General features: G+C 51.7%; 30 protein-coding genes, 1 tRNA gene and 1 other RNA gene. 18 read left to right on the top strand and 14 right to left on the bottom strand.

Going from position 1 to position 25883, the window contains the following annotated elements:
• Positions 1–122: 122 nt before the first annotated feature.
• From ACQ0PY_RS09945 to ACQ0PY_RS09910, 8 genes are all read left to right on the top strand, one after another.
• The gene (locus ACQ0PY_RS09945) at positions 123–683 is read left to right on the top strand and encodes a lipoprotein (RefSeq protein ID WP_043001011.1); all 561 of its coding nucleotides are present in this window, start codon (positions 123–125) and stop codon (positions 681–683) included.
• A gap of 102 nt (positions 684–785) precedes the next feature.
• Positions 786–1832: a dihydroorotase gene (gene pyrC, locus ACQ0PY_RS09940; protein ID WP_043001012.1), complete on the top strand. Its 1047-nt coding sequence runs from the start codon at positions 786–788 to the stop codon at positions 1830–1832.
• Positions 1833–1908: 76 nt separating this feature from the next.
• Positions 1909–2154, top strand: a complete 246-nt coding sequence (gene dinI / locus ACQ0PY_RS09935) for a DNA damage-inducible protein I (protein ID WP_042319691.1) — start codon at positions 1909–1911, stop codon at positions 2152–2154.
• A 333-nt stretch (positions 2155–2487) separates the two neighbouring features.
• Positions 2488–2742, top strand: coding sequence for a biofilm formation regulator BssS (bssS, locus tag ACQ0PY_RS09930; protein WP_043001951.1), 255 nt, complete (start codon positions 2488–2490; stop codon positions 2740–2742).
• A gap of 115 nt (positions 2743–2857) precedes the next feature.
• On the top strand, positions 2858–3979 hold the full coding sequence (gene solA / locus ACQ0PY_RS09925; protein ID WP_043001013.1) for an N-methyl-L-tryptophan oxidase: 1122 nt from the start codon (positions 2858–2860) through the stop codon (positions 3977–3979).
• A gap of 46 nt (positions 3980–4025) precedes the next feature.
• Complete coding sequence (locus tag ACQ0PY_RS09920; protein WP_043001014.1) at positions 4026–4139, top strand: YceO family protein; 114 nt, start codon at positions 4026–4028, stop codon at positions 4137–4139.
• A 261-nt stretch (positions 4140–4400) separates the two neighbouring features.
• Positions 4401–4973, top strand: coding sequence for a cytochrome b (locus ACQ0PY_RS09915; RefSeq protein WP_044258037.1), 573 nt, complete (start codon positions 4401–4403; stop codon positions 4971–4973).
• Positions 4970–5545 carry a YceI family protein gene (locus tag ACQ0PY_RS09910; protein WP_044258038.1) on the top strand — a complete coding sequence of 192 codons (576 nt, stop codon included), beginning with the start codon at positions 4970–4972 and terminating at the stop codon, positions 5543–5545. Before ACQ0PY_RS09915 ends, ACQ0PY_RS09910 begins: the two co-directional genes overlap by 4 nt.
• A gap of 51 nt (positions 5546–5596) precedes the next feature.
• On the opposite strand, the gene trhO is transcribed toward ACQ0PY_RS09910, so the two are convergent.
• Positions 5597–6649: an oxygen-dependent tRNA uridine(34) hydroxylase TrhO gene (gene trhO, locus ACQ0PY_RS09905; RefSeq protein WP_044258040.1), complete on the bottom strand. Its 1053-nt coding sequence runs from the start codon at positions 6647–6649 to the stop codon at positions 5597–5599.
• 224 nt (positions 6650–6873) lie between these two features.
• On the opposite strand from trhO, the gene ACQ0PY_RS09900 reads away from it, so the two are divergent.
• From ACQ0PY_RS09900 to ACQ0PY_RS09890, 3 genes are all read left to right on the top strand, one after another.
• The gene (locus tag ACQ0PY_RS09900; protein WP_044327398.1) at positions 6874–7794 is read left to right on the top strand and encodes a Kdo(2)-lipid IV(A) acyltransferase; all 921 of its coding nucleotides are present in this window, start codon (positions 6874–6876) and stop codon (positions 7792–7794) included.
• A 159-nt stretch (positions 7795–7953) separates the two neighbouring features.
• The gene (mdtG, locus tag ACQ0PY_RS09895) at positions 7954–9174 is read left to right on the top strand and encodes a multidrug efflux MFS transporter MdtG (protein WP_061070248.1); all 1221 of its coding nucleotides are present in this window, start codon (positions 7954–7956) and stop codon (positions 9172–9174) included.
• A gap of 81 nt (positions 9175–9255) precedes the next feature.
• Positions 9256–9630 carry a MysB family protein gene (locus ACQ0PY_RS09890; RefSeq protein WP_043001020.1) on the top strand — a complete coding sequence of 125 codons (375 nt, stop codon included), beginning with the start codon at positions 9256–9258 and terminating at the stop codon, positions 9628–9630.
• On the opposite strand, the gene ACQ0PY_RS09885 is transcribed toward ACQ0PY_RS09890, so the two are convergent.
• The 3 genes from ACQ0PY_RS09885 to mdoG all read right to left on the bottom strand — a co-directional run bounded on the left by ACQ0PY_RS09885 (position 9631) and on the right by mdoG (position 13999).
• The gene (locus ACQ0PY_RS09885) at positions 9631–9870 is read right to left on the bottom strand and encodes a YceK/YidQ family lipoprotein (protein WP_192927005.1); all 240 of its coding nucleotides are present in this window, start codon (positions 9868–9870) and stop codon (positions 9631–9633) included.
• Positions 9871–9942: 72 nt separating this feature from the next.
• Entirely contained in the window at positions 9943–12471 is a 2529-nt protein-coding gene (gene mdoH, locus ACQ0PY_RS09880) for a glucans biosynthesis glucosyltransferase MdoH (RefSeq protein WP_109740167.1), read from the bottom strand.
• Complete coding sequence (gene mdoG, locus ACQ0PY_RS09875) at positions 12464–13999, bottom strand: glucans biosynthesis protein MdoG (protein ID WP_080343312.1); 1536 nt, start codon at positions 13997–13999, stop codon at positions 12464–12466. The genes mdoH and mdoG overlap by 8 nt, the downstream gene beginning before the upstream one ends.
• 280 nt (positions 14000–14279) lie before the next feature.
• On the opposite strand from mdoG, the gene mdoC reads away from it, so the two are divergent.
• On the top strand, positions 14280–15440 hold the full coding sequence (gene mdoC / locus ACQ0PY_RS09870) for a glucans biosynthesis protein MdoC (RefSeq protein ID WP_044266051.1): 1161 nt from the start codon (positions 14280–14282) through the stop codon (positions 15438–15440).
• A 14-nt stretch (positions 15441–15454) separates the two neighbouring features.
• Here the strand turns inward: mdoC and ACQ0PY_RS09865 are convergent, their stop codons facing one another.
• From ACQ0PY_RS09865 to csgB, 6 genes are all read right to left on the bottom strand, one after another.
• Positions 15455–16936 carry a phospholipase D family protein gene (locus ACQ0PY_RS09865; protein WP_044266054.1) on the bottom strand — a complete coding sequence of 494 codons (1482 nt, stop codon included), beginning with the start codon at positions 16934–16936 and terminating at the stop codon, positions 15455–15457.
• On the bottom strand, positions 16878–17411 hold the full coding sequence (gene ymdB / locus ACQ0PY_RS09860) for an O-acetyl-ADP-ribose deacetylase (RefSeq protein WP_044266056.1): 534 nt from the start codon (positions 17409–17411) through the stop codon (positions 16878–16880). The genes ACQ0PY_RS09865 and ymdB overlap by 59 nt, the downstream gene beginning before the upstream one ends.
• 89 nt (positions 17412–17500) lie before the next feature.
• Positions 17501–17824 carry a type 1 fimbrial protein gene (locus ACQ0PY_RS09855; protein ID WP_044266059.1) on the bottom strand — a complete coding sequence of 108 codons (324 nt, stop codon included), beginning with the start codon at positions 17822–17824 and terminating at the stop codon, positions 17501–17503.
• A gap of 145 nt (positions 17825–17969) precedes the next feature.
• A complete protein-coding gene (csgC, locus tag ACQ0PY_RS09850) occupies positions 17970–18302 on the bottom strand; it encodes a curli assembly chaperone CsgC (protein WP_043001026.1) in 333 nt (110 codons plus the stop codon).
• 60 nt (positions 18303–18362) lie between these two features.
• On the bottom strand, positions 18363–18815 hold the full coding sequence (csgA, locus tag ACQ0PY_RS09845) for a curli major subunit CsgA (RefSeq protein WP_044258048.1): 453 nt from the start codon (positions 18813–18815) through the stop codon (positions 18363–18365).
• A gap of 40 nt (positions 18816–18855) precedes the next feature.
• Positions 18856–19311 (bottom strand): curli minor subunit CsgB, encoded by a 456-nt coding sequence (csgB, locus tag ACQ0PY_RS09840; protein WP_043001954.1) that lies wholly within the window; start codon positions 19309–19311, stop codon positions 18856–18858.
• Positions 19312–20073: 762 nt separating this feature from the next.
• Here csgB and csgD point away from each other — a divergent pair.
• Genes csgD through csgG form a run of 4 tightly spaced genes read left to right on the top strand, consistent with a single transcriptional unit; the run spans position 20074 to position 22420 of the window.
• On the top strand, positions 20074–20724 hold the full coding sequence (gene csgD, locus ACQ0PY_RS09835; RefSeq protein WP_044258049.1) for a biofilm master transcriptional regulator CsgD: 651 nt from the start codon (positions 20074–20076) through the stop codon (positions 20722–20724).
• A gap of 4 nt (positions 20725–20728) precedes the next feature.
• Complete coding sequence (gene csgE / locus ACQ0PY_RS09830; RefSeq protein WP_043001029.1) at positions 20729–21118, top strand: curli production assembly/transport protein CsgE; 390 nt, start codon at positions 20729–20731, stop codon at positions 21116–21118.
• A gap of 26 nt (positions 21119–21144) precedes the next feature.
• Positions 21145–21561: a curli production assembly/transport protein CsgF gene (csgF, locus tag ACQ0PY_RS09825; RefSeq protein WP_044258050.1), complete on the top strand. Its 417-nt coding sequence runs from the start codon at positions 21145–21147 to the stop codon at positions 21559–21561.
• Positions 21562–21586: 25 nt separating this feature from the next.
• Positions 21587–22420 (top strand): curli production assembly/transport protein CsgG, encoded by an 834-nt coding sequence (csgG, locus tag ACQ0PY_RS09820; RefSeq protein ID WP_044258051.1) that lies wholly within the window; start codon positions 21587–21589, stop codon positions 22418–22420.
• Positions 22421–22451: 31 nt separating this feature from the next.
• Here the strand turns inward: csgG and ACQ0PY_RS09815 are convergent, their stop codons facing one another.
• From ACQ0PY_RS09815 to ghrA, 4 genes are all read right to left on the bottom strand, one after another.
• Positions 22452–22943: a DUF1097 domain-containing protein gene (locus ACQ0PY_RS09815; RefSeq protein WP_130097828.1), complete on the bottom strand. Its 492-nt coding sequence runs from the start codon at positions 22941–22943 to the stop codon at positions 22452–22454.
• A gap of 100 nt (positions 22944–23043) precedes the next feature.
• Positions 23044–23598 carry a TorD/DmsD family molecular chaperone gene (locus tag ACQ0PY_RS09810; RefSeq protein WP_043001033.1) on the bottom strand — a complete coding sequence of 185 codons (555 nt, stop codon included), beginning with the start codon at positions 23596–23598 and terminating at the stop codon, positions 23044–23046.
• A 23-nt stretch (positions 23599–23621) separates the two neighbouring features.
• Entirely contained in the window at positions 23622–24359 is a 738-nt protein-coding gene (locus ACQ0PY_RS09805; RefSeq protein WP_043001034.1) for a phosphatase, read from the bottom strand.
• 86 nt (positions 24360–24445) lie between these two features.
• The gene (gene ghrA, locus ACQ0PY_RS09800; RefSeq protein WP_043001035.1) at positions 24446–25384 is read right to left on the bottom strand and encodes a glyoxylate/hydroxypyruvate reductase GhrA; all 939 of its coding nucleotides are present in this window, start codon (positions 25382–25384) and stop codon (positions 24446–24448) included.
• 234 nt (positions 25385–25618) lie between these two features.
• Here ghrA and ACQ0PY_RS09795 point away from each other — a divergent pair.
• Positions 25619–25706 (top strand) — tRNA-Ser (locus tag ACQ0PY_RS09795).
• Positions 25707–25749: 43 nt separating this feature from the next.
• Positions 25750–25882: non-coding RNA, RtT sRNA (locus ACQ0PY_RS09790), on the top strand.
• Position 25883 lies beyond the last annotated feature (1 nt).

Below are 25883 nucleotides of genomic sequence, written 5' to 3'. Positions count from 1 at the left end.
GGCGGTGGCTGAGTCATACAGGCTACCGCTTTTTTCAGTTTTTTCTACTGGCGAAGTTCGCGCTGGTGACACATGCTGCTTTATGTCAGGATTAAGACGATCGCATCGTGTAGAGGAACCCCATGAAGAAGATTTTTTTTGCTGCCGCGTTGATAGTTGGCGGCCTGTTGACCGGCTGTAATCAGCTCACACAGTACACCGTAAGCGAACAAGAAATTAATCAGGCGCTCGAAAAACGCAACAACTTTGCCAAAGATATCGGGCTTCCGGGCGTTGCCGATGCGCATATCGTCCTCAATAACCTCTCCAGCCAGATCGGTCGTGAAGAGCCGAACAAAGTGACGCTGACCGGCGATGCAAAGCTGGATATGAATTCGCTGTTTGGCAGTCAGAAAGCAACCATTAAGCTAAAACTGAAAGCGCTGCCAGTCTTTAATAAAGAAAAAGGGGCCATCTTCCTGCAGGAAATGGAAGTGGTGGATGCCACCGTGACGCCGGAAAAAATGCAGTCAGTGCTGCAAACCCTGATGCCTTATCTCAATCAATCACTGCGTAATTACTTTAACCAGCAGCCAGCGTATGTCCTGCGCGAAGACAGCAGCAAAGGCGAAGCGCTGGCGAAAAAGTACGCCAAAGGGATTGAGGTGAAGCCGGGCGAAATCATCATCCCGTTCACCGATTAAATGACAAAGGCGCTGCGGCGCCTTTTTTTACGTGCAAACGAAAACGTTTCCCCTTATCCTTTGTTTCCGGCAAAAATGACATCCCCCAGCCGGAGCATATTGATGACAGCACCCTCCCAGGTTTTAAAGATCCGCCGCCCAGATGACTGGCACCTTCACCTTCGCGACGGCGAAATGTTAAAAACGGTCGTGCCGTATACCAGCGATGTTTATGCACGTGCGATTGTGATGCCTAACCTGGCGCCGCCGATCACCACGGTAGATGCGGCAATTGCCTACCGCCAGCGCATCCTTGATGCGGTCCCTGCCGGACATTCCTTCACGCCGCTGATGACCTGCTATTTAACGGACACGTTGGATCCCGCTGAACTGGAACGCGGCTTTCGCGAAGGCGTGTTCACCGCTGCCAAACTCTATCCGGCAAACGCCACCACCAACTCCAGTCACGGGGTCACCTCCATTGATGCGATCATGCCAGTACTTGAACGCATGGAAAAACTCGGGATGCCGCTGCTGGTGCATGGCGAAGTCACCCACGCCGATATCGATATTTTTGACCGTGAAGCGCGCTTTATTGAGACGGTGATGGAGCCTCTGCGCCAGCGCCTGCCTGGGCTGAAAGTGGTCTTTGAGCACATCACTACCAAAGATGCGGCGGAGTATGTCCGTGACGGTAATGAATTATTGGCTGCGACGATTACACCGCAGCACCTGATGTTTAACCGTAACCACATGCTGGTTGGCGGTATTCGCCCACACCTCTACTGCCTGCCAATTCTGAAACGCAATGTCCACCAGCACGCTCTGCGCGAGCTGGTAGCCAGTGGCTTTGAGCGTGCCTTCCTCGGCACCGATTCGGCCCCACATGCCCGTCATCGTAAGGAATCGAGCTGTGGCTGCGCGGGATGTTTTAACGCGCCAACGGCACTGGCGAGTTACGCGAGCGTGTTTGAAGAGATGAATGCCCTGGCGCACTTTGAAGCGTTTTGTTCACTGAACGGTCCGCGATTCTACGGCCTGCCGGTCAATGACACTTTCGTTGAACTGGTACGTGAAGAGCAGCAGGTACCGGAGAGCATCGCGCTGACCGACGATACGCTGGTGCCGTTCCTCGGGGGCGAAACGGTACGCTGGACGATTAAAAAGTAAAAAAAATCGATGCCGCCTGTTGTAACCTGGCCAGGATGACTGTATAAATAACCAGTATATTCAACAGGGGGCCATTATGCGTATTGAAGTCACCATTGCTAAAACTTCACCTTTACCTGCCGGTGCTATTGACGCCCTGGCAGGTGAACTCTCCCGCCGTATTACTCACCACTTTCCCGATAACGACGGTAACGTGACCGTTCGTTATGCCGCTGCGAATAATTTGTCCGTGATTGGCGCGACGAAAGAAGATAAAGAACGGATCAGCGAAATTCTTCAGGAAACCTGGGAAAGCGCTGACGACTGGTTCATTAAAGAATAAAAATGCTATGCCGTAGTCTCTTTGCCGGGTCGCCCCGGCTTTTTTCTCTCATCTTTAAAGCAATCTTTTTTGCGGCATCATTTAGTATTCTCCGTTGCCTTCGGAATTGATTATATTTTCACCAGTCACTCAAAATTATTGCACAACATACTTAAAAAGAATGAACAAGATGGTGATTAATTACTCACAAATTCTTAATTTGCAGAAATTTATGCTCCCCCCTCTTTAAAATCTCAGTGAATACCCTTATTTATTGATATACTGAAGTTGCTTCAGATAAAAACGCATTGAACCTCGAAAACCGTTGTCTTGTAACACGAATTAGGGGGCATGATGGAAAAGAATAATGAAGTCATTCAGACTCATCCGCTTGTGGGATGGGACATCAGCACCGTAGATAGCTATGACGCGCTGATGCTGCGTTTGCACTACCAGACTCCAAATCGTCCCGAAACCGATGGTACAGAGGTCGGTCAAACGCTCTGGTTAACCACCGATGTTGCCAGACAATTTATTTCGATATTAGAAGCCGGCATAGCCAAAATCGAATCCGGCGATTACCAGGCCAACGAATACCGTCGGCATTAACGAGACGGACATTCTCACTTAAAAAGGCACCTTCGGGGTGCCTTTGCTATTTCTGGGTTGTATTACGCATTTCACTTATTTACTCTGCATCAAACGCGACAGCAGAGAGAAACTGATGAAATACGACTTAATCATTATAGGCAGCGGGTCCGTTGGGGCAGCCGCAGGTTATTATGCCACTCGCGCCGGGTTAAACGTTCTGATGACCGACGCGCATATGCCACCGCATCAACAGGGTAGTCATCACGGCGACACCCGGTTGATCCGCCACGCCTATGGCGAAGGTGAAAAATACGTTCCGCTGGTGCTGCGTGCGCAGGCGCTATGGGACGAACTCTCCACGCAAAATGAAGAGCCGATTTTCGTCCGCTCCGGCGTTATCAATCTTGGCCCCGCCGGTTCGCCCTTCCTGGCAAACGTCGCGCACAGCGCAAAACAGTGGCAACTGAACGTTGAGCAACTGGATGCCGCCGCCATCATGGCGCGCTGGCCGGAAATCCGCGTACCTGCAGACTACACCGGCCTGTTCGAAGCTGATTCCGGTTTTTTACGCAGTGAACTGGCGATCAAAACCTGGATCCGTCTGGCAGAAGAAGCAGGATGCGCTCAGCTCTTCAACTGCCCGGTCACAGCCATTCACCATGATGATGACGGCGGGGTCACTGTGGAAACCGCTGACGGCGATTACAGCGCGAAGAAAGCGCTGGTGAGCGCCGGTACCTGGGTTCAGGCTTTGCTCCCCGAGCTTCCCATCCAGCCGGTACGAAAAGTGTTTGCCTGGTACCAGGCCGATGGCCGCTATAGCATCAAGAATAAGTTTCCTGCCTTCACCGGTGAGTTGCCCAACGGCGATCAATACTACGGCTTCCCGGCGGAGAACGACGAACTGAAAATCGGTAAGCACAACGGCGGGCAACTTATCCACGCCGAAGCTGAACGCAAACCGTTTGCCAGCGTCGCCAGCGATGGATCTGAAGCATTCCCGTTCCTGCGCAATATCCTTCCGGGAGTGGGTTGCTGTCTGCACGGTGCGGCCTGCACCTACGACAACTCGCCGGATGAAGACTTTATCATCGACACGCTGCCCGGCCATGACAACACGCTGATCGTGACCGGGCTGAGTGGTCACGGCTTTAAATTTGCCTCCGTATTGGGTGAAATTGCCGCTGACTTTGCCCAGGAAAAGCCATCCGCTTTTGACCTGACGCCGTTCAGACTCTCCCGATTTACGGCATAATCGTTAAATGGCCTCGTAATGAGGCCTTTTTAATGGTGATTACAATATGCGTCGTCTGTTTCTTTATCTGGTCAACAATATTCGCGAGCATTTTATGCTCTACGTTATTTTATGGTCGCTGCTGGCGATTCTTGATGTTATTTATATCCTGTTTTACTGAGCCATCAGCATTGACAAATACTGACAAAAACTGAAAGTTATCTAATTTTTGTTTTGTTTTTTTGAATGACAAAACCCATCCCCTACCCCCACAAACCGTCATAAATCGGTCATTTCTGACGAATCCGTTGAATCAAAATCTACACTTAATACAAAATTATTGAATCAACGTTAAATCTCTCTCCCGGTGTTATTTTTTAGTTGCATTTATGTCTCTGTCAGGTCATTTTCATTCAATCCTGAAATATGAAATGGAATTTTTATGCAATTTTCAAATACGCCTCAACGGTATGGTTTTATTTCCGCCATGCTTCACTGGCTAACCGCGTTGGTGGTCTACGGGATGTTTGCACTCGGTCTCTGGATGGTGACGTTGAGCTATTACGACGGCTGGTATCACCAGGGACCGGAATTGCACAAAAGCATCGGGATCCTGCTGATGATGGGCCTGGTCGTTCGGGTCATCTGGCGTCTGATCTCGCCACCGCCGAAAGCGCTGAAAAGCTATTCGGCCCTGACCCGTGCTGGCGCAGCGTTGGGCCACCTCGCGCTATATCTGCTGCTGTTTAGCATTGTCATCAGCGGTTATCTGATCTCGACGGCGGACGGTAAACCGATCAGCGTTTTCGGCTGGTTTGATGTCCCGGCCACCTTCGCGGATGCTGGCGTTCAGGCCGATCTCGCCGGAAGCGTACACCTGTGGCTGGCCTGGACCGTCGTTATTCTTTCCATTCTGCATGGCCTGATGGCCTTTAAACACCACTTTATCGATAAAGACGACACCCTGAATCGCATGTTGGGTAAGTCGTCATCTGACTATGGAGCTCAAAAATGAAAAAAAGCCTGCTGGGTTTAACTCTCGCCTCTCTGCTGTTCACCACCGGTTCTGCCATCGCGGCGGATTATAAAATTGACAAAGAAGGACAACATGCCTTTGTTAATTTCCGTATTCAGCACCTGGGATACAGCTGGTTGTACGGCACGTTCAAAGACTTCGACGGAACCTTTACCTTTGATGAAAAGGATCCCGCCGCCGATAAAGTGAATGTGACGATCAACACCAACAGCGTGGATACCAATCACGCCGAGCGTGATAAACACCTTCGCAGCGCTGATTTCCTCAATGTCGCGAAATTCCCGCAGGCGACATTCACCTCCACCAACGTGAAAAAAGACGGTGACGAACTGGATATCACCGGGAATCTGACGCTAAACGGCGTAACAAAGCCGGTGACGCTGGAAGCGAAGATGATCGGTCAGGGTGACGATCCGTGGGGGGGTAAACGCGCAGGCTTCGAAGCCGAAGGTAAAATCAAGCTGAAGGATTTCAACATCACCACCGATCTGGGTCCTGCCTCGCAGGAAGTGGAGTTGATTATCTCAGTTGAAGGCGTACAGCAGAAGTAAACGAGGAATGATGCCGGATGGCGATGTTGTCGCCGCCATCCGGCCACACCATTACTCGGCAGGATCCGGAATACCCAGTTTCGTATTCAGTCGTCCACGCGACTTGTTGAAGATTTTATTGCCGTTCTCGCGTCCTGCGCGCAGGCGACGTTGCTCTTCTTCAGGTAATGCGCTCTCTTCGCAACAGATCTCGCTACAGCAGCCGTTGTACTTTTGCGCACATGCCGGGCACTGAATAAACAGCAGATGGCAGCCGTCATTTTTACAGTTGGTGTGGCTGTCGCACGGCGCGCCGCATTGATGACAATGCGCAATCACCTCATCTGAAATACGCTCACCCATGCGCTCATCAAACACAAAGTTTTTGCCGATGAAACGTACCGGTAACCCCTGCTCGCGGGCCTTGCGTGCATATTCAATGATACCGCCTTCAATGTGCCACACTTTACTGAAGCCATTGTGCTTCATCCAGGCGCTGGCTTTTTCGCAGCGAATACCGCCGGTACAGTACATCACAATCTTTTTATCTTTGTGTTCCTGCATCATTTCGACCGCTTTGGGTAACTGCTCGCGGAACGTGTCGGCCGGGATTTCCAGCGCGTTCTCAAAATGGCCCACTTCGTATTCGTAGTGGTTACGCATATCAATGAACAGCGCATCCGGGTCGTCGAGCATCGCGTTCACTTCCGCGGCCTTGAGATAGTCGCCGACATCGCTGGCATCAAAACTCGGGTCCTCAATGCCATCTGCCACAATCCGCTCACGCACTTTCATTCGCAGCACCCAGAAGGATTTCCCGTCATCTTCCAGCGCAATGTTCAGACGCACGCCGTCAAGTGCCGGATCAAAGGCGTACAGCTGCTGGCGGAACGTCTCCACCTGACTTTGCGGTACGCTGATTTGGGCGTTAATCCCTTCATGCGCCAGATAGATGCGACCGAAAACATTCAGCGCGGTTAACTTTTGATACAACGCATCGCGTGTGGCCTGCGGGTCTGCGATGGTAAAATATTTGTAGAACGAAATGGTCGTGCGCGGCTCAGTTTCAGCCAACATCCGGGCTTTGAGGGCATCATTGGAAATACGGTTATGTAACACTGGCATGGTGTACGGGTCCTGCGGCAGGTGAAATCAGAATCGGCGGCATCATATAGCAATCCGCGCCAATTTACATCCATACATTTTGCGCTACATTTCTTTCTTCAAACTAAAAAATTAACAACATTTGCTGAATTTATCGCCATTCCGGAGCCACAAATTTTTTCTGACGGCGAAAAAATGCAACAATACAGATAATTGCCCGTTTTAAGGTATACAACAGGAAAGACATGACGAATTTACCTAAGTTCTCCGCAGCACTACTGCATCCACGGTATTGGTTAACCTGGCTCGGTATTGGCGCACTTTGGTTGGTCGTGCAGTTGCCCTATCCGATACTCTATCGCCTTGGTCATATGATCGGTCACCTGGCGTATCGTCTGATGAAGCGGCGGACGAAAATTGCATATCGTAACCTCGAGCTCTGTTTCCCTGAAATGAGTGAGCGTGACCGCCATGCGATGGTGGTTAAAAATTTTGAATCCGTCGGTATGGGCCTGCTGGAAACCGGGATGGCCTGGTTCTGGCCCGATCGTCGCATTGCCCGCTGGACCGAAGTGATCGGCATGGAACATATTCGTGACGTTCAGGCTCAGCAGCGCGGTATTTTGCTGGTGGGGCTGCACTTTTTAACCCTGGAACTCGGTGCGCGTCAGTTCGGTTTGCAGGAACCCGGCATCGGCGTTTATCGCCCGAATGATAATCCCTTGATCGACTGGCTCCAGACCTGGGGTCGTATGCGCTCAAACAAATCCATGCTCGATCGCAAGGATCTGAAAGGGATGATTAAGGCGCTAAAGAAAGGCGAAGTGGTCTGGTATGCGCCGGACCACGATTATGGCCCGCGCGCCAGCGTGTTCGTCCCGCTTTTTGCCGTTGAACAAGCAGCCACCACCTCCGGCACCTGGATGTTGGCGCGAATGTCTAATGCCTGCCTGGTGCCGTTTGTACCGCGTCGCAAGCCCGATGGCAAAGGCTACCAGCTGATTATGTTACCGCCAGAATGCTCACCGCCGCTGGATGACGCAGAGACCACCGCCGCCTGGATGAACAAGATTGTTGAGAAGTGCATCATGATGGCGCCAGAACAGTACATGTGGCTACATCGCCGCTTCAAAACACGTCCTGCTGGCGTACCTTCCCGTTATTAAATCCTGCATAGCAGCCCCTTTTGGGCTGCTTTCTCACCGTTTTTAGCGATAAAAGCTCCCCACATTGCGACCCTCTGCATCCAGGCGCATAATGAATATGCTTAATTTATATTCGTTTTTTGCCCGATCGCGCCAACAGCGCATCACACGCGGATCGCTATGTCACCCTCTGATACTCCCATAAACTGGAAACGTAATCTCACTGTCACCTGGCTCGGCTGTTTCTTAACCGGCGCCGCATTTAGCCTGGTGATGCCATTTTTACCACTTTATGTCGAACAACTCGGCGTAACGGGCCACAGTGCGCTCAACATGTGGTCCGGACTGGTCTTTAGTATTACGTTTCTTTTCTCTGCGATCGCCTCTCCCTTCTGGGGCGGGCTTGCCGACCGTAAAGGCAGAAAGATTATGCTGCTGCGCTCTGCGCTGGGGATGGCAATAGTGATGCTGCTAATGGGCCTTGCGCAGAATATCTGGCAGTTTCTGGTGCTGCGCGCGCTGCTCGGGTTGCTGGGCGGATTCATTCCCAACGCCAACGCCCTCATCGCCACCCAGGTCCCACGCAATAAAAGCGGTTGGGCGCTGGGAACGCTCTCTACCGGCGGCGTCAGCGGTGCATTACTCGGCCCGTTAGCGGGCGGCCTGCTTGCCGACCAGTACGGCCTGCGCCCGGTTTTCTTCATCACCGCGACGGTACTGCTGATCTGTTTCTTACTGACGCTGTTTTTTATTCGCGAAAACTTCAAACCCATCAGCAAGAAAGAGATGCTGCGCGTCCGGGAAGTGGTTGCTACGCTTAAAAACCCGAAACTGGTGCTGAGCCTGTTCGTCACCACGCTGATTATTCAGGTCGCGACCGGTTCCATTGCACCGATTTTGACCCTCTATGTGCGGGAGCTGGCGGGTAACGTCAGCAATATTGCGTTTATTAGCGGGATGATTGCCTCCGTACCTGGCGTCGCCGCATTGCTCAGTGCGCCAAGATTAGGCAAGCTGGGCGACCGTATCGGACCGGAGAAAATCCTCATTGTGGCGCTAATCTTCTCCGTTCTGCTGCTGATCCCGATGTCTTTTGTGCAGACCCCGTGGCAACTGGCGGTACTGCGCTTTTTACTGGGCGCTGCCGACGGCGCGCTGCTGCCGGCGGTACAAACGCTGCTGGTCTATAACTCCACAAACCAAATCGCCGGGCGCATCTTTAGTTATAACCAGTCGTTCCGCGATATCGGCAACGTCACCGGCCCGCTCATGGGAGCAGCGATTTCCGCTAGTTACGGCTTCCGTGCCGTCTTCCTGGTCACTGCCGGGGTGGTATTGTTTAACGCCATTTATTCCTGGAACAGCCTGCGCCGTCGTGCTCTCACGCGAACAGCGGGATGATTTTTCAGCATTCATACTTGCATAACCGGAGAATCAGCTATTCTTTCCCTGATTACCTCATCAAATCAAAGGGAGACTCAGATGACCATGTATGCAACGCTGGAAGAAGCCATTGACTCAGCCCGTGAAGAATTTATGGCGGACCATCCTGAGCTTGAACAGGACGAAGCCAATGTACAGCAGTTCAACGTGCAGAAGTACGTGCTACAGGATGGCGACATCATGTGGCAGGTCGAGTTTTTTGCCGATGAAGGCGAAGAAGGCGAGTGCCTGCCGATGCTCAGTGGCGAGGCCGCGCAAAGTGTCTTTGACGGCGACTATGATGAGATAGAGATCCGCCAGGAGTGGCTGGAAGAGAATACACTGCATGAATGGGATGAAGGCGAATTTCAGCTTGAGCCCCCGCTGGATACCGAAGAGGGTCAAACCGCAGCAGATGAATGGGATGAACGGTAATTACTCGTAAGGGCCGTGATGCATGTCCAGCGGCAACAGCAGCGTGTCAAACACCAGCGAGAACGGCAGATCGAGGATAGTGACATAACGCCATGCTGAATCCCGGACATCCCACTGCACTCCCGGATAGTACTGGTTGCCATGCCCCTGTCCGGGGATTGTCCGGCTGATAATGCTGCCGCACCCGCTTAACAGCATCACCATGATGCCCACCGCTACGATTCGCACGTGATACCTCATTAATCGTTTTCTTCAGTATAAAAAAATACCGGCGCAAGCCGGTATTTTTCAGATGATTTCGCCGGGTGGCGCTTACGGCGTCTTCAGCGTCTGTGGGTTCAGGGTGATACCCTGATAATAACTCACCCACGATGAATACTTCTCTGGCGAATTCCAGACACGATAGTGCAAACGCGCCATCGTCACCGGATCGCTTAGCAGTACCAGACGACGGTCGCGATTCAGTTTTTCCGGGGTCTCGTTCAGCGCCTGCTCAACGTGACGATCGCGGGCAATCTCCAGTACCTGGCTTGCACGGTGACGTGCCGTCGCCATCGCAGTGGCCAGCGCGTTAAACGATGGGCTAAACACCGCGTGCATGAAGCCATCGTCAAGCGAGCGGTTGCGGTTCATCACCAGATACTTGTCGGTATCCACCAGCACCTGCGGCGGCGAATATTCTTCCGGGATCAGGAACAGCTTCCAGCGTTTGGTACGCAAACCGACCGTTGAACGGCTGGAGATCACCGAAACAAACGGTGACAGGATCAGCGAGAAGACAATCGGTGCCAGCCAGAACAGGAAACGCAGATCCAGCCACGCCATACCGACCGCCCATACCAGACCCAGCAGCAGTTGCGAACCATGACGCATAAACGCTTCGCCCCACGGCGTAGAGTCATCGTCACGCTGCGGCGAGTTCCACACCACTTCCCAGCCCAGGAAGGCGCTCACCACGAAGACGGTGTGGAACAACATACGCACCGGCGCCAGCAAGACGGAGAACAACACTTCCAGCAGCAGTGACAGCGTCACGCGAATAAAACCACCGTACTCTTTGGTGCCTTTACACCAGATGAGCAGAATACTCAGCAACTTCGGCAGGAACAGCAGCACCATTGTCGAGGCAAACAGGGCTATTGCCAGTTCAGGACGCCACTGCGGCCAGACCGGGAACAGCTGGCGCGGTTGCAGGAAGTATTGCGGCTCGGTAAGCGCATGGACTACCTGCAGCGCAGTCGACAGCGCGAGGAACATAAACCACAGCGGCGCGGAGAGATAAGACATCACCCCGGTCAGGAACACGGCGCGGTGAACGGGGTGCATCCCTTTTACAAGGAACAGACGGAAGTTCATCAGGTTGCCATGACACCAGCGCCGGTCACGCTTCAGCTCATCCAGCAGGTTCGGCGGAAGTTCTTCATAGGAACCGGGCAGATCGTAAGCAATCCACACGCCCCACCCGGCTCGACGCATTAATGCCGCTTCCACGAAGTCGTGCGACAGGATGGAACCGGCGAAAGAGCCTTCACCCGGCAGCGGCGCCAGCGCACAGTGTTCGATAAACGGCTTCACGCGGATGATGGCGTTGTGCCCCCAGTAATGGGACTCACCCAACTGCCAGAAGTGCAAACCCGCGGTGAACAGCGGTCCGTATACGCGCGTCGCAAACTGCTGACAGCGCGCATACAAAGTGTCCATGCCGGACGCCTTCGGCGATGACTGAATGATCCCGGCGTTCGGGTTCGCTTCCATCAGACGCACCAGACCACTCAGACACTCACCGGTCATCACGGAGTCAGCATCCAGCACCACCATGTAGCTGTACTGGCTGCCCCAGCGACGGCAGAAGTCATCAATATTACCGCTTTTACGCTTCACACGACGGCGACGACGGCGATAGAAAATCTGTCCTTCGCCCTGCACTTCTGCAATCAGCTCCATCCACGCCTTTTGTTCAGCAACGCAGATATCGGGGTTGTAGCTGTCGCTAAGAATATAGACATCGAAATGTTCGCCGTTGCCGGTCGCTTTTACTGATTCCCATGTCGCGCGCAGGCCAGCAAAAACACGATCAACGTCTTCATTACAGATAGGCATAATCAGCGCGGTACGGTGCTGCGGATTCAGCGGTTCGTCACCGACCGTTGACGCCGAAATACTGTACTTATCGCGACCAATCAGCAGTTGCAGGAAGCCCATCAACGCGGTCCAGAACCCGGCGGAAACCCAGCAGAACAGCACCGCAAAGAGGATCAAAATACCGGTTTGCAGCATGTACGGCAGCAACTGCATGAAGGAGACCCACAGGTCCTGCCCAACCATATCCGCCGGATTGATCAGCGCCCAGCCCTGATACGGCAGAATCGTCTTCATGTACCAGGTCGCGACGACCGTCTGCGCCAGCGTCAGCAGCAGCAGCGTATAGCGACGAAGGGTGCCAACGGTACGCCACTTCTGCTCGCTTTCCTGTTCTTCTTTCGTCAGACGCGCGAGATAGCGCGGCGTAACGTCACGTCCACGCAGACGATCCCAGAAACGCCCAACCGGGTTGGTGCGCCAGGGATCGGGAAACATCGAAGAACGTTTGGCTTTAGGCATTGCCTGAAGCTGATCGCGCCCTTCGTCATCTTTGATCAACTGCCCTTCGCCCAGCGAGTCTGGCCAGGCTTGTTGCAGACGCGCTTTGACAGAACCCTGCGGTGAATCGTCTTCTCGCGAGTAACGGCGATGCTCGGCATCCAGCGCTTCATGCACTGCGCGGATGTCAGTTGTCGGCAATGCCGCTTTCTCGATCTCCGAGAGCGGCATGGCGTCAATGTACTCAGTTGTCTTATTCATTGGCAGGTAACTGGTAGCTCCAGGTTTCACTCAACGTCTGATCGGCATTGACTAATGCCGCGCGCATTTCAGTGGTTTTCTTCACATCTTTCACTTTCACGCGCATCGTCATACGCCAACCTTTGGTGATCGGGTTGTAACGGACTGTTGTTTCCACGATCTCGCCGTTGTCGCCAATGCTGGTTTGCGCGGTGACCGGGGTATCCTGCGGCAGTTTTTTCATGTCCGTGCCGGTGAAGTCCACCACGAAGGCGATCGTGCCGTCAGGCTGGCGAATGAGATTAGACTGTTTGACATCGCCGGTTGAACGACGCGTCTGCTGCACCCAGGCGTTATCCGGCGCATGAAGTTTGTCTTCATCGCGGCTGAACGTCAGGGTGTATTTAAAGTTCATCTCTTTGCCAGGCTCAGGCAGTTGATCCGGCGTCCAGTAAGCGACGATGTTATCGTTGGTTTCGTCATTGGTCGGGATTTCAACCAGTTCAATCTTACCCTTGCCCCACTCGCCTTTCGGTGTAATCCAGGCGCTTGGGCGCAGATCGTAACGGTCGTCGAGATCTTCAAAGCGAGAGAACTGACGGCCGCGCTGGAGCAGACCAAACCCTTGCGGGTTTTCCATCGCAAAACTGCTCACCGCGAGGTGTTTCGGGTTATTCAGCGGACGCCAGATCCATTCACCGTTGCCGGCATGAATCGACAAACCGTTGGAGTCATGCAGTTCCGGACGATAGTTCGTCGCCGGTGAAGGCTGGTTTGGCCCATACAGGAACATACTGGTTAACGGCGCCACGCCCAGTTTACCCACCTTATCACGCAGGTAGACTTTCGACTGCACATCGACAACGGTGTCACGCCCAGGAATTATCACAAAACGATAGGCCCCGGTCGCACGCGGAGAGTCCAGTAAGGCATAAATCGTCAGGCGCTTGTCAGTTGGTTTTGGACGTTCGATCCAGAACTCACGGAAGCGGGGAAATTCTTCACCTGAAGGCAGCGCGGTATCAATAGCCAGACCGCGCGCAGAAAGGCCATACACCTGACCGGCCCCCAGGACGCGGAAGTAGCTTGCGCCAAGCATGCTGACGATTTCATCGTTTTTGTCTTTGCTGTTGATCGGGTACAACACTTTGAAACCCGCAAAGCCGAGATCTTTTACCGTGTCTTTATCATGCTGAACGTCGCCGAAATTGAAGTAGTCCGGGCTGTATTTGATTCTTTTAACCGTAGTTGCCGTGACTTCATTGATTTTGACCGGCGTGTCGAAGTACATACCCTGGTGGTAGAACTCGAGCTTGAATGGGGTCTTAAGATTACTCCAGTATGCTTTGTCGCGATTAAACTGGATCTGCTGATAGTCCGCATATTTCATGTCGCGGAAAACGGAGGGCAAGTTACTTTTTGGCGCCTCATAGCCTTTACCGGCTAAGGATTGAGCTTGCTTTGCAACATCATCGATGGAGAAGGCCCAGGCCGACGACGTGTACAGCGTTAACATAACTGCCGCACCCAACCAACGCATTTTCATCATTTGTGGTTTATGTTTCATAATTAGTAAGCACTTCCCCCTTTGTGTGCTTATATCGATCCGATCTATTTTAATGGATAATCAGGCATTAGGACAACTGAATCCCTGCATTGTTCAGCACGCTGGCTCATGGTTTAGACGCCTCGCCGGGCCCTTTTTCACTTTGCGTGCTTATCCTGGAGACAGGTCGTTGTACTTGGTGTAGGGTTGCCACCGACTGTAACGAGTAAACGCCTTACCGATAAGACGATTAGTCTGAGAATCTGAGAATACGAAAACCTTTATGAATCCCGTACCCGCACAGCGTGAATATTTTCTTGACTCCATCCGCGCCTGGCTGATGTTGTTGGGTATTCCCTTCCATATCTCATTGATCTATTCCGGCCATACCTGGCATGTGAACAGCGCCGAGCCCTCATGGTGGCTGACTCTGTTTAACGATTTTATCCATTCATTCCGGATGCAGGTCTTTTTCGTTATTTCCGGTTATTTTTCGTACATGTTATTCCTGCGTTATCCATTGAAACGCTGGTGGAAAGTACGCGTTGAGCGCGTAGGCATTCCGATGCTTACGGCTATTCCCCTGCTGACATTGCCGCAATTTATTATGCTGCAATACGTCAAAGGAAAAGCCGACAGTTGGCAAACGCTTTCACTGTATGAAAAATACAACACGCTGGCCTGGGAATTAATTTCTCATCTGTGGTTTTTACTGGTTCTGGTGGTATTAACAACCGTCAGTCTGTGGTTATTTACCCGGATGCGAAAAAACCTGGAAAGAGCGGAAAAAAAACGGCTGGCCGCCGTGTCGATGGGCAAACTGACGCTCATCTTTTTCTTACTGGGTATAGGTTATGCGGTGATACGGCGGACGCTGTTCATTGTTTACCCACCCATTCTTAGCGACGGCTTGTTTAATTTCGTGGTGATGCAAACGCTCTTTTATGTGCCTTTCTTTATGTTGGGTGCGCTGGCCTTTATCTCACCTGAGCTTAAAGCGCTTTTCACCACCCCTTCCCGGGGATGTACGCTGGCGGCGGCTTTCGCTTTCATCGCCTATTTGCTGAATCAGCGCTACGGCAGTGGCGATGCATGGATGTACGAAACGGAATATGTCATCACCATGGTGCTAGGATTATGGATGGTCAATGTAGTGTTTTCTCTCGGCCACCGTTTACTCAATTTCCAGTCAGCCCGCGTCACCTATTTTGTGAATGCGTCACTGTTTATTTATCTGGTACACCATCCGTTAACACTGTTTTTCGGCGCCTATATTACGCCACATATTACCTCGAATCTGTTGGGCTTTATCTGCGGGCTGATCTTTGTGGTTGGCATCGCACTGGTATTGTATGAGATTCATTTGCGCATTCCGCTGCTTAAATTCCTGTTCTCCGGCAAACCGCCGGTCAGACAGGAACAAAGCAAAAAAGTGACCGGCTAATGCCTGCGACCACGTTAAAGCAGCCACTCGACAGGCAATAGCGTCGCCAGTCGCACCAGAACCCGCTTCCAGAATCCTGTGGCGGGTTCTTTTTTTAACACCAGTTCTTCGTCCTGCTGCCGATCCACCCAGTTAATTCGCCCCCAGCGATCGAGGCGTAATTGCCAGGCCGCATCGCGTTGACTCTCAATGAACCGGTTATGGATAAGCGTCGCCAGCGTCTCGCTTTCAATCACAAATCCCATTTCCGTGTTCAGCAACGTGGAACGGGGATCAAAATTCAGTGAACCAATAAACACCTTACGCCCGTCAATACTGAACGTTTTGGCATGCAGGCTGGAACCGGAGTTCCCCGTAAGCCCCCTGTCGTGCAGTACCACCTGACGTTCACGCGTCGGCTTCAGTTCATAGAGCTCGACACCATAACGCAGTAGTTTCTTCCGCCAGCGCGCATATCCGGCATGTACCACCGCGACATCATTGGCGGCTAATGAATTGGTGAGAATCGCAATTTTGACGCCTTTACGCACCAGTTTCAGCAACTGCGCGACGCCTGCACGGGTCGGGACAAAATAGGCAGAAATAATGTCAATCCGCTCCGTCGGCGAACCCATCACGTCAAACAGTCGTTGTGGCAGTAAAGAGTGGCGCTGCGCTTTCCCCTGGCCTTTTAAGGGATCGTCACTTAACAGCCGGGTCTTCGCCCAGATAAGCGGTAGCGTTCCGCGATCGAGATGGGTCATAAACGGGCTGGTTTTCAGTTTATGCTGATATCGACGGGTGATGGGATCGTTGTACCAGGCGTCGGGTAGCTCAATGCGTTCGGTGATCTCTTGCTCGGAAAGTGCCAGTACCGATTTCAACGTCGAAACCGACGCGCAATGCCAGTAGCGTTCAAAATCCTCAGCAACCTCCCTGACGACGGGTCCGATGGCCATCACGTCCAGATCGGAGAACAGCGGCTCCTCGCCCGCGCCAAAATAGGCATCGCCAATGTTTCGCCCGCCTACCAGGGTGACAACACCGTCTGCGGTATAGCTTTTGTTATGCATCCGTCGGTTTAGCCTGGCGAAATCGGTCAGATAACCCAGCATCCGTAGCATGCGAAAAGAGAAAGGATTAAACAGGCGAACTTCAATGTTGGGATGGGCATCGAGCAGTTGCAGAGTGTCATCCAGCCCTGGCGTGTTGTTGTCATCAAGCAACAGGCGCACATGGACACCACGTTTCGCCGCCGCCAGAAGAACAGCGAACAGCAGTCGCCCGGACATGTCGTCTTCCCAGATATAGTACTGAACATCCAGCGTGCGCTCCGCCATTTCCGCCAGCCGGTAACGGGCGGCAAAGGCGTCCAGACTGTTATCGAGCGCAAGAATGCCGCACTCTCCGGGGTGATTGTCGCACAGAGGACGCGTGGCGCGGGCGAGGCGAGTCAGCTCATTCATCGCCTTGTTGGGTAAGTAGACGCTGGTAGAGTCGGGTTGTTTCGTCATCATAACAGACAAAGTATATCTGCTCAGGCAAAGCGCGGCGGGTAATAAATTCCGAAACGGTTTTTAGCGCAATTTCTGCGGCGGCGGCTCGCGGATAGCCATAAACTCCGGTACTGATTGCCGGAAAGGCAATGGACGCGTAGCCATTGGCCAGCGCCAGATTCAGGCTATTAACGTACGCATCCTGTAGCAGTTGCGCTTCGTTATGCTCGCCGCCACGCCAGACCGGGCCGACGGTATGAATGACCGCTTTAGCGGGGAGGTTTCCGGCAAGCGTGATCACCGCATGGCCCGTCGGGCACTCGCCCTGCTGCTGTCTGACTTTCATGCAGGCTTCCAGTAAGGCGGGGCCCGCAGCGCGATGGATTGCCCCATCAACACCTCCGCCCCCCATCAGCGAGGCGTTTGCGGCATTGACGATGACATCAACCACGACTGTGGTGATATCCCCCTGGATAACATGAATACGCGATTCCATAGAACCTCCTTGCGTCACTCTATTCTGTAAGTGTACAGCAGGGGATACCCTGAAATCGCTTTTTTCGTCTGTTTGTCTGAATGACCTGTTTAGCGGTAGCTGATGTTCATCACCGCCAGTTTTTTCTTCTCATCCAGATAGTGCAAGTTAACTGCGGCGATCTGTTTGAAGTGCTGTGGTGCTTTTAGCAGTTCCTGGGGTGAGTAATAGCGGGTTTGCGTGCGCCCCGTGTTATAGCACGACATTGCAAGGCGCTGTTGCTCCAGACTCACATTGCAGGGCGGTTCTACGATTTGACCGGTGAAGTGAATCACCCCGCCCTGTCCTCCCGCATCCGCCATTGCGGTAAAAGAAAACAGGGCAAGAAGCGCGAGCAGCGGAAGGCTTGTTTTACGCGTGACAGATAACAGCATGATGCTTTCCTCAATGAGTATTCATCCTTGAGGGGTGATGTATTCCCTGACGGCGACAGGCCCGGGAGTCACGCATTCCGCGTCACTCTATTCATAGTTCAGCCACCTCGCTTCTGCCAGCATCGACGCATTAATTGTCAGTCAGTTATGACGATTTCACAGAGGGCGGCCACTGTTGCGATAAATGCAGAGACTGGCCGTCAGAAACCGTAACCACGATTTTGACGGTGTCTTGTGCAGAGATATTTAAACTGAGTCTGGTCAAATCAATGGCCTGATTAGCGGGTAGAGACAGGGTCTTTTTCTGTCGTGACTGACTTTGCCCCGCCACACCGTCACGAAGGGCTAAAATCTGCACCTGGCACACACAGGGTTGTGTCAGGGTGACCTGCGGCGTAATCGTGTAAATGTCGCCTTGCTGGGTGGTTGCAAACGTTATCTGATTAGAGAGCGCCGCAAGGAGTAATAAGGTGTTCATGATGTCCTCCCGAAAAAAAACAGGGCTTTCGCCCTGTTTATCGTCAGCACATAAACTGAATTAGTACTGATTAGCGGTGGCGTTGTTGCCAAAACCAACCTGATGCACAAGAACGCTGGAATCGGACGCAGTCTGGTTCACCAGCGCGGCGTTATGTCCACCATACTGGCTCACAGTAATGTCCGAATTTTTGCCGTTCCACTGATCGATGGTGGCGTTGTTTTTGAAGCCGTTTTGAGTCAGATCGATGGTGCTGTTATCTGAGCCCTGGCCCACGTCGGCGCCGTTACCAAAGCCATTCTGATGAATGGTCGTATCAGATTTACGAGCGTCGCTTTGCAGCGCAAGCGCGGCGTTGTTGACCCCTGACTGATAAATGCTCAGGGTCGATTCCGGGCCGGAACTGCTCCCGCCGCCGCCACCACCGCCGCCGCCCCATTGCGGAACAGAACCAGCCAGAGCACTGCCAGAAACCACGATTGCTGCAAATGCTGCCACTTGTAAAAGTTTCATGGTAAACCCCCATCGGATTGATTTAAGCGTCGTCAATGGATTAGCGTTGAATAACGCGAATTGCCATTTGCGACTGTCTCTGCACTACAACTGCTGTTTTTTGCGTACCATACTGAGTAATATTTGCTTTATTTCCAGAACCTTTCTGGATAATCATCGCAGTATTACCGTAATTACTTTGCGATATACTGGCATCATTGGAATGACCCGACTGAGCAACATACGCAAAATTATAAGCTCCTGATTGGTCAACTTTGGCCCGGTTACTTCCACCTTCTTGTGAAACTACCGACAAAAGTTTAGAGCCCTCCTGGCGTATCTTTGCACTATTATTCGTGCCCACTTGACCAATAATGGCTGCCTGATTAAATGAAGACTTACTTAATTCATTTACCGCAAAGTTATATTCGGAATGCGCTAAATCATAACTTGTTGCGGAAGCAATTCCAGGCGCACCCAGTACTGTTAACATCATAAATAACAATTTGTTTTTCATGTTGTCACCCTGGACCTGGTCGCACATCGAGAAAATAACGTTCTCATCAATTTACCTGTTAACGCTAAACGTAATTTGTTAACGTCGCGTTACGATGAAGAGTATGTCTTCGGAAACATTTTAAATAACTCACCCGCCAGTGGTATTTTTATATTTTCGCTCACACCAAAGTACTAAGCAGGGCAGGAATAGCCTGTTATTTGCGCTTATTTTATTTTCTTCACGATTATCGGTAGTGCTTTTTCTCGCCGTCAGTCAGCAGGCTGTAAAGTGGACTTTCCAGGCTATGTTGTACGCTCGAAGAAGAGAGAGATGAGCAAGTCGTGACAAGGCTCGTTTTTTTCGTCATCAAAATGCACGACGCCGGCGAATGTCATCACTGAGCAATTCCCACACCGATGAAGTACCAGAGAGAATTGTGTTTATTACTTTAAATTCAATTAATTAATATAATTTGTATGATTTTTTAAATCTGTGCAATAAAGGCTGGATGTACAACTTTACTATCAAATCTAAACTTAAAAAAAGCCTTAAGATAACAAATTAATATATATTTTTACATTCTGTTACATGTTTAACACTTGCTTTAAGATTTGTAATGGCTAGATTGAAATCAGTTGTAGTTCATTTGTATTAATATTTGCCCCGTTCGGGCTGATTCTTATTTTACTACACACAGCAGTGCAACATCTGTCAGTACTTCTGGTGCCTCATTTCTGCAGGCAACTGTCAGATGTGCGACTAAAAAAGTGGGGTTTCATCATGTTTAATGAATTCCATAGTATTCATGGTCATACATTATTGTTGATCACCAAACCATCCCTGCAAGCTACAGCATTATTGCAGCATTTAAAACAATCTCTGGCCCTCACCGGAAAACTGCATAATATTCAGCGTTCTCTGGATGATATCTCCTCCAGCTGCATTGTTTTAGTCGATATGATGGAAGCGGATAAAAAGCTCATCCATTACTGGCAGGATAACTTAAGTCGGAAAAACAATAATTTAAAGACGTTATTGTTGAACACGCCTGATGATTATCCCTACCGGGATATTGAAAACTGGCCGCATATCAATGGCGTTTTTTACGTAGCGGATGACGAAGAGCGTGTCGTAAACGGTTTGCAAGGGATCCTGCGGGGAGAATGTTACTTCTCACAGAAACTGGCCAGTTATCTGATCACTCACTCAGGTAATTATCGCTACAATAGCAGTGAGTCAGCCCTCCTGACTCATCGCGAAAAAGAGATCCTGAATAAGCTGCGTATCGGCGCCTCCAATATCGAAATCGCACGTTCGCTGTTTATCAGTGAAAACACGGTCAAAACGCATCTTTATAATCTTTTCAAAAAGATAGCTGTCAAAAACCGTACCCAGGCGGTTTCGTGGGCAAATGATAACCTCAGGCGATAACGCCATGAAACGCTATTTAACCTGGCTTGCAGCGGCGCAGTTGCTGTTCGCTGCCAGCACGACGCAGGCTGTAGAAGTTGAAGTTCCTGGGCTCTTAACTGACCACACGGTTTCGTCTATTGGCCACGATTTTTATCGTGCGTTTAGCGACAAATGGGAAAGTGATTATCCAGGCAATTTGACCATCAATGAGCGACCCAGTGCACGTTGGGGAAGTTGGATCACAATAACGGTTAATCAGGACGTTATATTCCAGACTTTTTTATTTCCAACGAAAAGAGACTTCGAAAAAACTGTTGTCTTCGCGCTGGCACAAACTGAGGATGCCTTAAACCGACGGCAAATAGATAAAACACTATTGAGCACCGGCGATTTAACGCATGACGAATTCTAAAAAATGATTTTTGTCCGGAGGCTGTAATGCGTGTCAAACATGCAGTAGTAGTACTCATGCTTATTTCGCCATTAAGTTGGGCCGGAAATATGACCTTCCAGTTCCGTAACCCTAACTTTGGTGGAAACCCCAATAACGGTTCTTTTTTACTGAATAGCGCCCAGGCGCAAAACTCTTATAAAGATCCCAGTTATAACGACGATTACGGAATTGAAACTCCCTCCGCGTTGGATAACTTCACTCAGGCCATTCAGTCACAAATATTAGGTGGGCTGTTGACCAATATTAACACGGGGAAACCCGGCAGGATGGTGACCAATGATTTCATTGTGGACATTGCTAACCGGGATGGTCAGTTGCAGCTAAACGTCACGGACAGGAAAACGGGCAAAACATCGACGATCGAAGTGTCGGGTTTACAGTCGCAATCTACCGATTTCTAAGTACCGCCACGTAAGGACAATCATCATGCAGCGCTTACTTGTATTCGTCGCCGTCATTTTACTGAGCGGATGCTTAACCGCCCCGCCAAAAGAAGCCGCTAAACCGACCTTAATGCCCCGTGCGCAAAGTTATAAGGATTTAACGCATTTACCGATTCCAACGGGCAAAATTTTTGTCTCGGTGTATAACATTCAGGATGAAACCGGGCAGTTTAAACCCTACCCGGCCAGTAACTTCTCAACTGCCGTCCCACAAAGCGCCACTGCGATGCTGGTCACCGCGCTGAAAGATTCCCGCTGGTTTGTTCCACTGGAGCGCCAGGGACTGCAAAACTTGCTGAATGAACGTAAGATCATTCGTGCCGCTCAGGAAAATGGGACTGTCGCCATCAACAACCGAATCCCGCTACAGTCGCTGACGGCGGCAAACATCATGGTTGAAGGGTCGATTATCGGCTACGAAAGTAACGTGAAATCCGGCGGCGTCGGTGCGCGTTACTTCGGTATCGGCGCAGACACGCAGTACCAGCTTGACCAGATTGCTGTGAACCTGCGCGTAGTCAACGTCAGCACCGGTGAGATCCTCTCCTCGGTCAACACCAGTAAAACCATTCTGTCTTATGAAGTGCAGGCTGGGGTGTTCCGCTTTATCGATTATCAGAGACTGTTGGAAGGTGAAATTGGCTACACCTCCAACGAACCGGTGATGTTGTGCCTGATGTCCGCCATTGAGACGGGCGTCATCTTCCTCATCAACGATGGTATCGATCGTGGGTTGTGGGATTTGCAGAATAAAGCCGATCGCCAGAACGACATTCTGGTGAAATATCGTCATATGTCGGTACCGCCGGAATCCTGATGATCAGGATAAAAAAAGCGTGAGGATTTCCTCACGCTTTTTTATTTTCCGCAACGGTTCGCGTACTGTGTCTTTCTCGCCGGGCCGCCAGCCACAGTCCGCTGTTTTTCATGGCATAGCCAAAGAGCAAACCGACCGCCAGTGAAGGCAAGACCAGTTTCCAGTCCCCCTGCCCGGCAAACGTGGCGCATGCACCGATAAATGTGCCTGGCACAAATGACAGTAAAACTTGCTTTGCCTGGATACACATCAGGAAGGCCACCACGCCGGTAATCACATAACCCACCAGTTCGAGATGCGGCGTCAACGCGCTACCGTAAATAATGACCAACGCCCACACCACGCCGCTCAACAGCGTGGAGGCCGAAATGGCCACCCCCTTTAACCCACCCTGCGGACAGGCGAAATAGGCGGTACAACCTAAAAAGCCAGCCCAACTGAGTAAGCCAAGAGACACGGCCACCCATCCCCAGATACCGGAGAGAATGCCCGTTGTGATTGCAATGGAAAGAAGTATGTTCATGCCGCGCATGATAGCAGAAAACAACAATATGAATGAGATCACGCACACAATTTATGCAATGATTGAATCAAGTTGCATACAAAAGTGATGCATATCACAATTATTCATCAGTCTCTTCTTCCAGTTCATCCCACATCGCGCCAATGGCATCGCGTGTTAACGGCGCCATCGTTCGCCAGAAAGGGGTTGCGGCGTGCGCTTCCACTTTACCGAGGAAGGTATCACACCACGGAATGATGTAGTCCGCGAACAGAGTTTCCTGCGCCTCGCTTTCATCCTCCGCAGACTGATCTTCCAGCCAGGAGGCGGCCAGCAGCAACGTACCAATATGATCGGCTGGCGTTTCGCCAAGCGGCATACCCCGTGCAGAAAGGAAGGAGCGCACTTCTGATTCTGTCGCCCCTTCCACCCACGCGCTGCGATACGGTGGCACCGCGCACTCCGCACCGACAAACAGCGCGTTGTAATCCGCCGCCAACGGGGTCATATCACAGCTTTTCTGCAGACGCGCTAACAGTTCATCTTGCTCAAGCGGCCAGCTCGCCTGGAGTTTACCCTCGCGAATCAGGGTAAAAAGCGGAACCAGCAAAGGATCCTGCGGTTGACGGTAATACAGCGATCCCAGTACGCGGCACAGGATTGAAAACTCGTTCATCAAAATATTCCAGCTCGTGGTAGTTAAAGTTCAGCAAATTCAGGAATCGGCGCCATTCCGCGTGATTCCAGGAAATTGAGTAATCGCTTCGGGGTCACGTTCAAAATACGATCTTCCGGGAAATTCACCTCTTCGATAATTTTCAGACACTCACCGAAATCGCCCATTGTAAAGGCGGTATGAGAATCTGAGCCCAACGCCACCCAGCCGCCAGCATCACGTACCGCTGCCGCTACCGCGCGACAGTTTGCTTCACTGCCTTTGCGTGAATGAAGGAAGGAAGAGTTGTTAATCTCCAGTGCAACATTGTATTTTGCCGCAGCCTCGGCAATTGCCGTGATATCAACGGGATACTTCGGGTTTCCAGGGTGGCTAATGATATGCACAACGCCGCTCGCCATGGTGGCGATCATCGCCTGCGTATTGGTGGCTTCATCGTGGGGGGCGAAAACCGGCTCATGGAAGCCCGCGATGATCAGATCCAGTGAGGTGAGCATCGGCCCGGTGCAGTCGATTTCACCTTCGATATTTTTGATATTTGCCTCAATGCCTCGCAGGATCCCGACCCCATCCACCACGCGCGGCCAGATACGCATATTGATGAAATGCCAGTGGTGTGGAGCATCCGCCATGTCCGGACCGTGATCGGTAATTGCGAACAGTTTCAGTCCCTGACGCTTCGCCTGGGCGATGTAATCGCTCAGAGTACTATAAGCATGGGTGCTGGCGACGGTATGCATATGCAGGTCAACGGGATACATGTCTCTCTCCTGTGGTCATTTTTCGACAAGGATAGCAGGAATCGCCTGCGTTTATTAGTCGAAACCCGGCAGATGCCGGGTTTCCCTTAGTAACCGCGCTGACGGTCGACCTGCCCGGTCACCGCTTCGCCGTTTTCCAGATGCGAAATCGTACGGGAAATATAGGCGACGGCTTCAGCAGGACGCGTGACTGCCGCAATGTGCGGCGTCATCGCCACACGCGGATGTTTCCACAGCGGACTATCCACAGGCAGCGGTTCACGGCTGAAGACATCCAGCATCGCCCCTTTGAGTTTATTACTGTTCAGTGCGGCGAGCAGATCATCTTCATTAACGTGCACGCCACGCGCGAGATTCAGCAGATACGCCCCATCCTGCAGTTGGTCAAGCAGTTTGCCATTGATAATGCCGACCGTTTCCGCCGTATTGGGCAGCAGATTTATCAACACGCGAGTCTGGCTAAGGAATGCGCCTAACTCTTCAGTGCCAGCGAAACTCTCAACGCCAGGCCAGGTTTTACGACTGCGACTCCAGCAGCGCAGCGGGAAACCCCAGGCCTGCAAACTTTCAGCCACTTTCGCGCCCAGTACGCCAGCGCCCATGATTCCCACGGTAAACGTCTCGCGCGTATATTCCGGCAGCGGTCGCCATTGGCTCTCGTTTTTCAGCGCCTGGTAATCATCAAAACGGCGGAACCAGTGCAGCACCTGACTGACCGCGTATTCCTGCATCTGCAAGCCCATACCAGTATCTTCGAGACGAAAGAGAGGAATGGCGGGATCCAGCATCGTGGGATGGGCTTTCAGTTTGCTCAGGATCGAATCTACACCCGCCCCAAGTGCGAACACCGCCTTCAGTTTACGCCCTTCCAACATTTCTACCGGTGGATGCCAGACCAGCGCATAATCTGCCGGATCGGTATCGCCCTGCTTCCACTCCCGGACTCTGGCACCCGGAATAGCCTTTTCCAGGGCAGCGATCCACCAGGGGGTATCAAACGTAGGGTGATAGAAAATGATATCCATATTGACTCCTGCGGGTTGTTGTGCGGAATTTTTCGCACTTATTATCATCGTTTTCAAAGGGATCATCAGCATAGCAAATTCGCTGGCGCTGGCAAAAAAAGCAGTTTTCGCCTAATTAACCTACAGGTTGCTTGAAGTTTGTATAAACGCACGATTTTTTGGAAAAGTTGATTGACGCAGGCGGCGTATTTCCCTAAATTAGCGCCCGTTCCAGTCGTTGAGGAACAACAATATGGTGAGGTGTCCGAGTGGCTGAAGGAGCACGCCTGGAAAGTGTGTATACGGCAACGTATCGGGGGTTCGAATCCCCCCCTCACCGCCATATTTCAGATGAGAGCCGGTACTTATGTATCGGCTCTTTTCTTTTATATTCCTCAATGGGGGGGATGAGAATCCCCGACCGGGGGTCGACAACGGGCGCAGCCCGTTGGACGGAATGGCCGCAGGCCATGACGCCCGCAGGGCGAGCGAAGCGAGTCAATCCCCCCCTCACCGCCAT

The organism is Citrobacter sp. LST-B2 (assembly GCF_057983045.1).
Note: the sequence above shows the minus strand (reverse complement) of the source record. Positions and strands in the feature narration are given on the sequence as shown.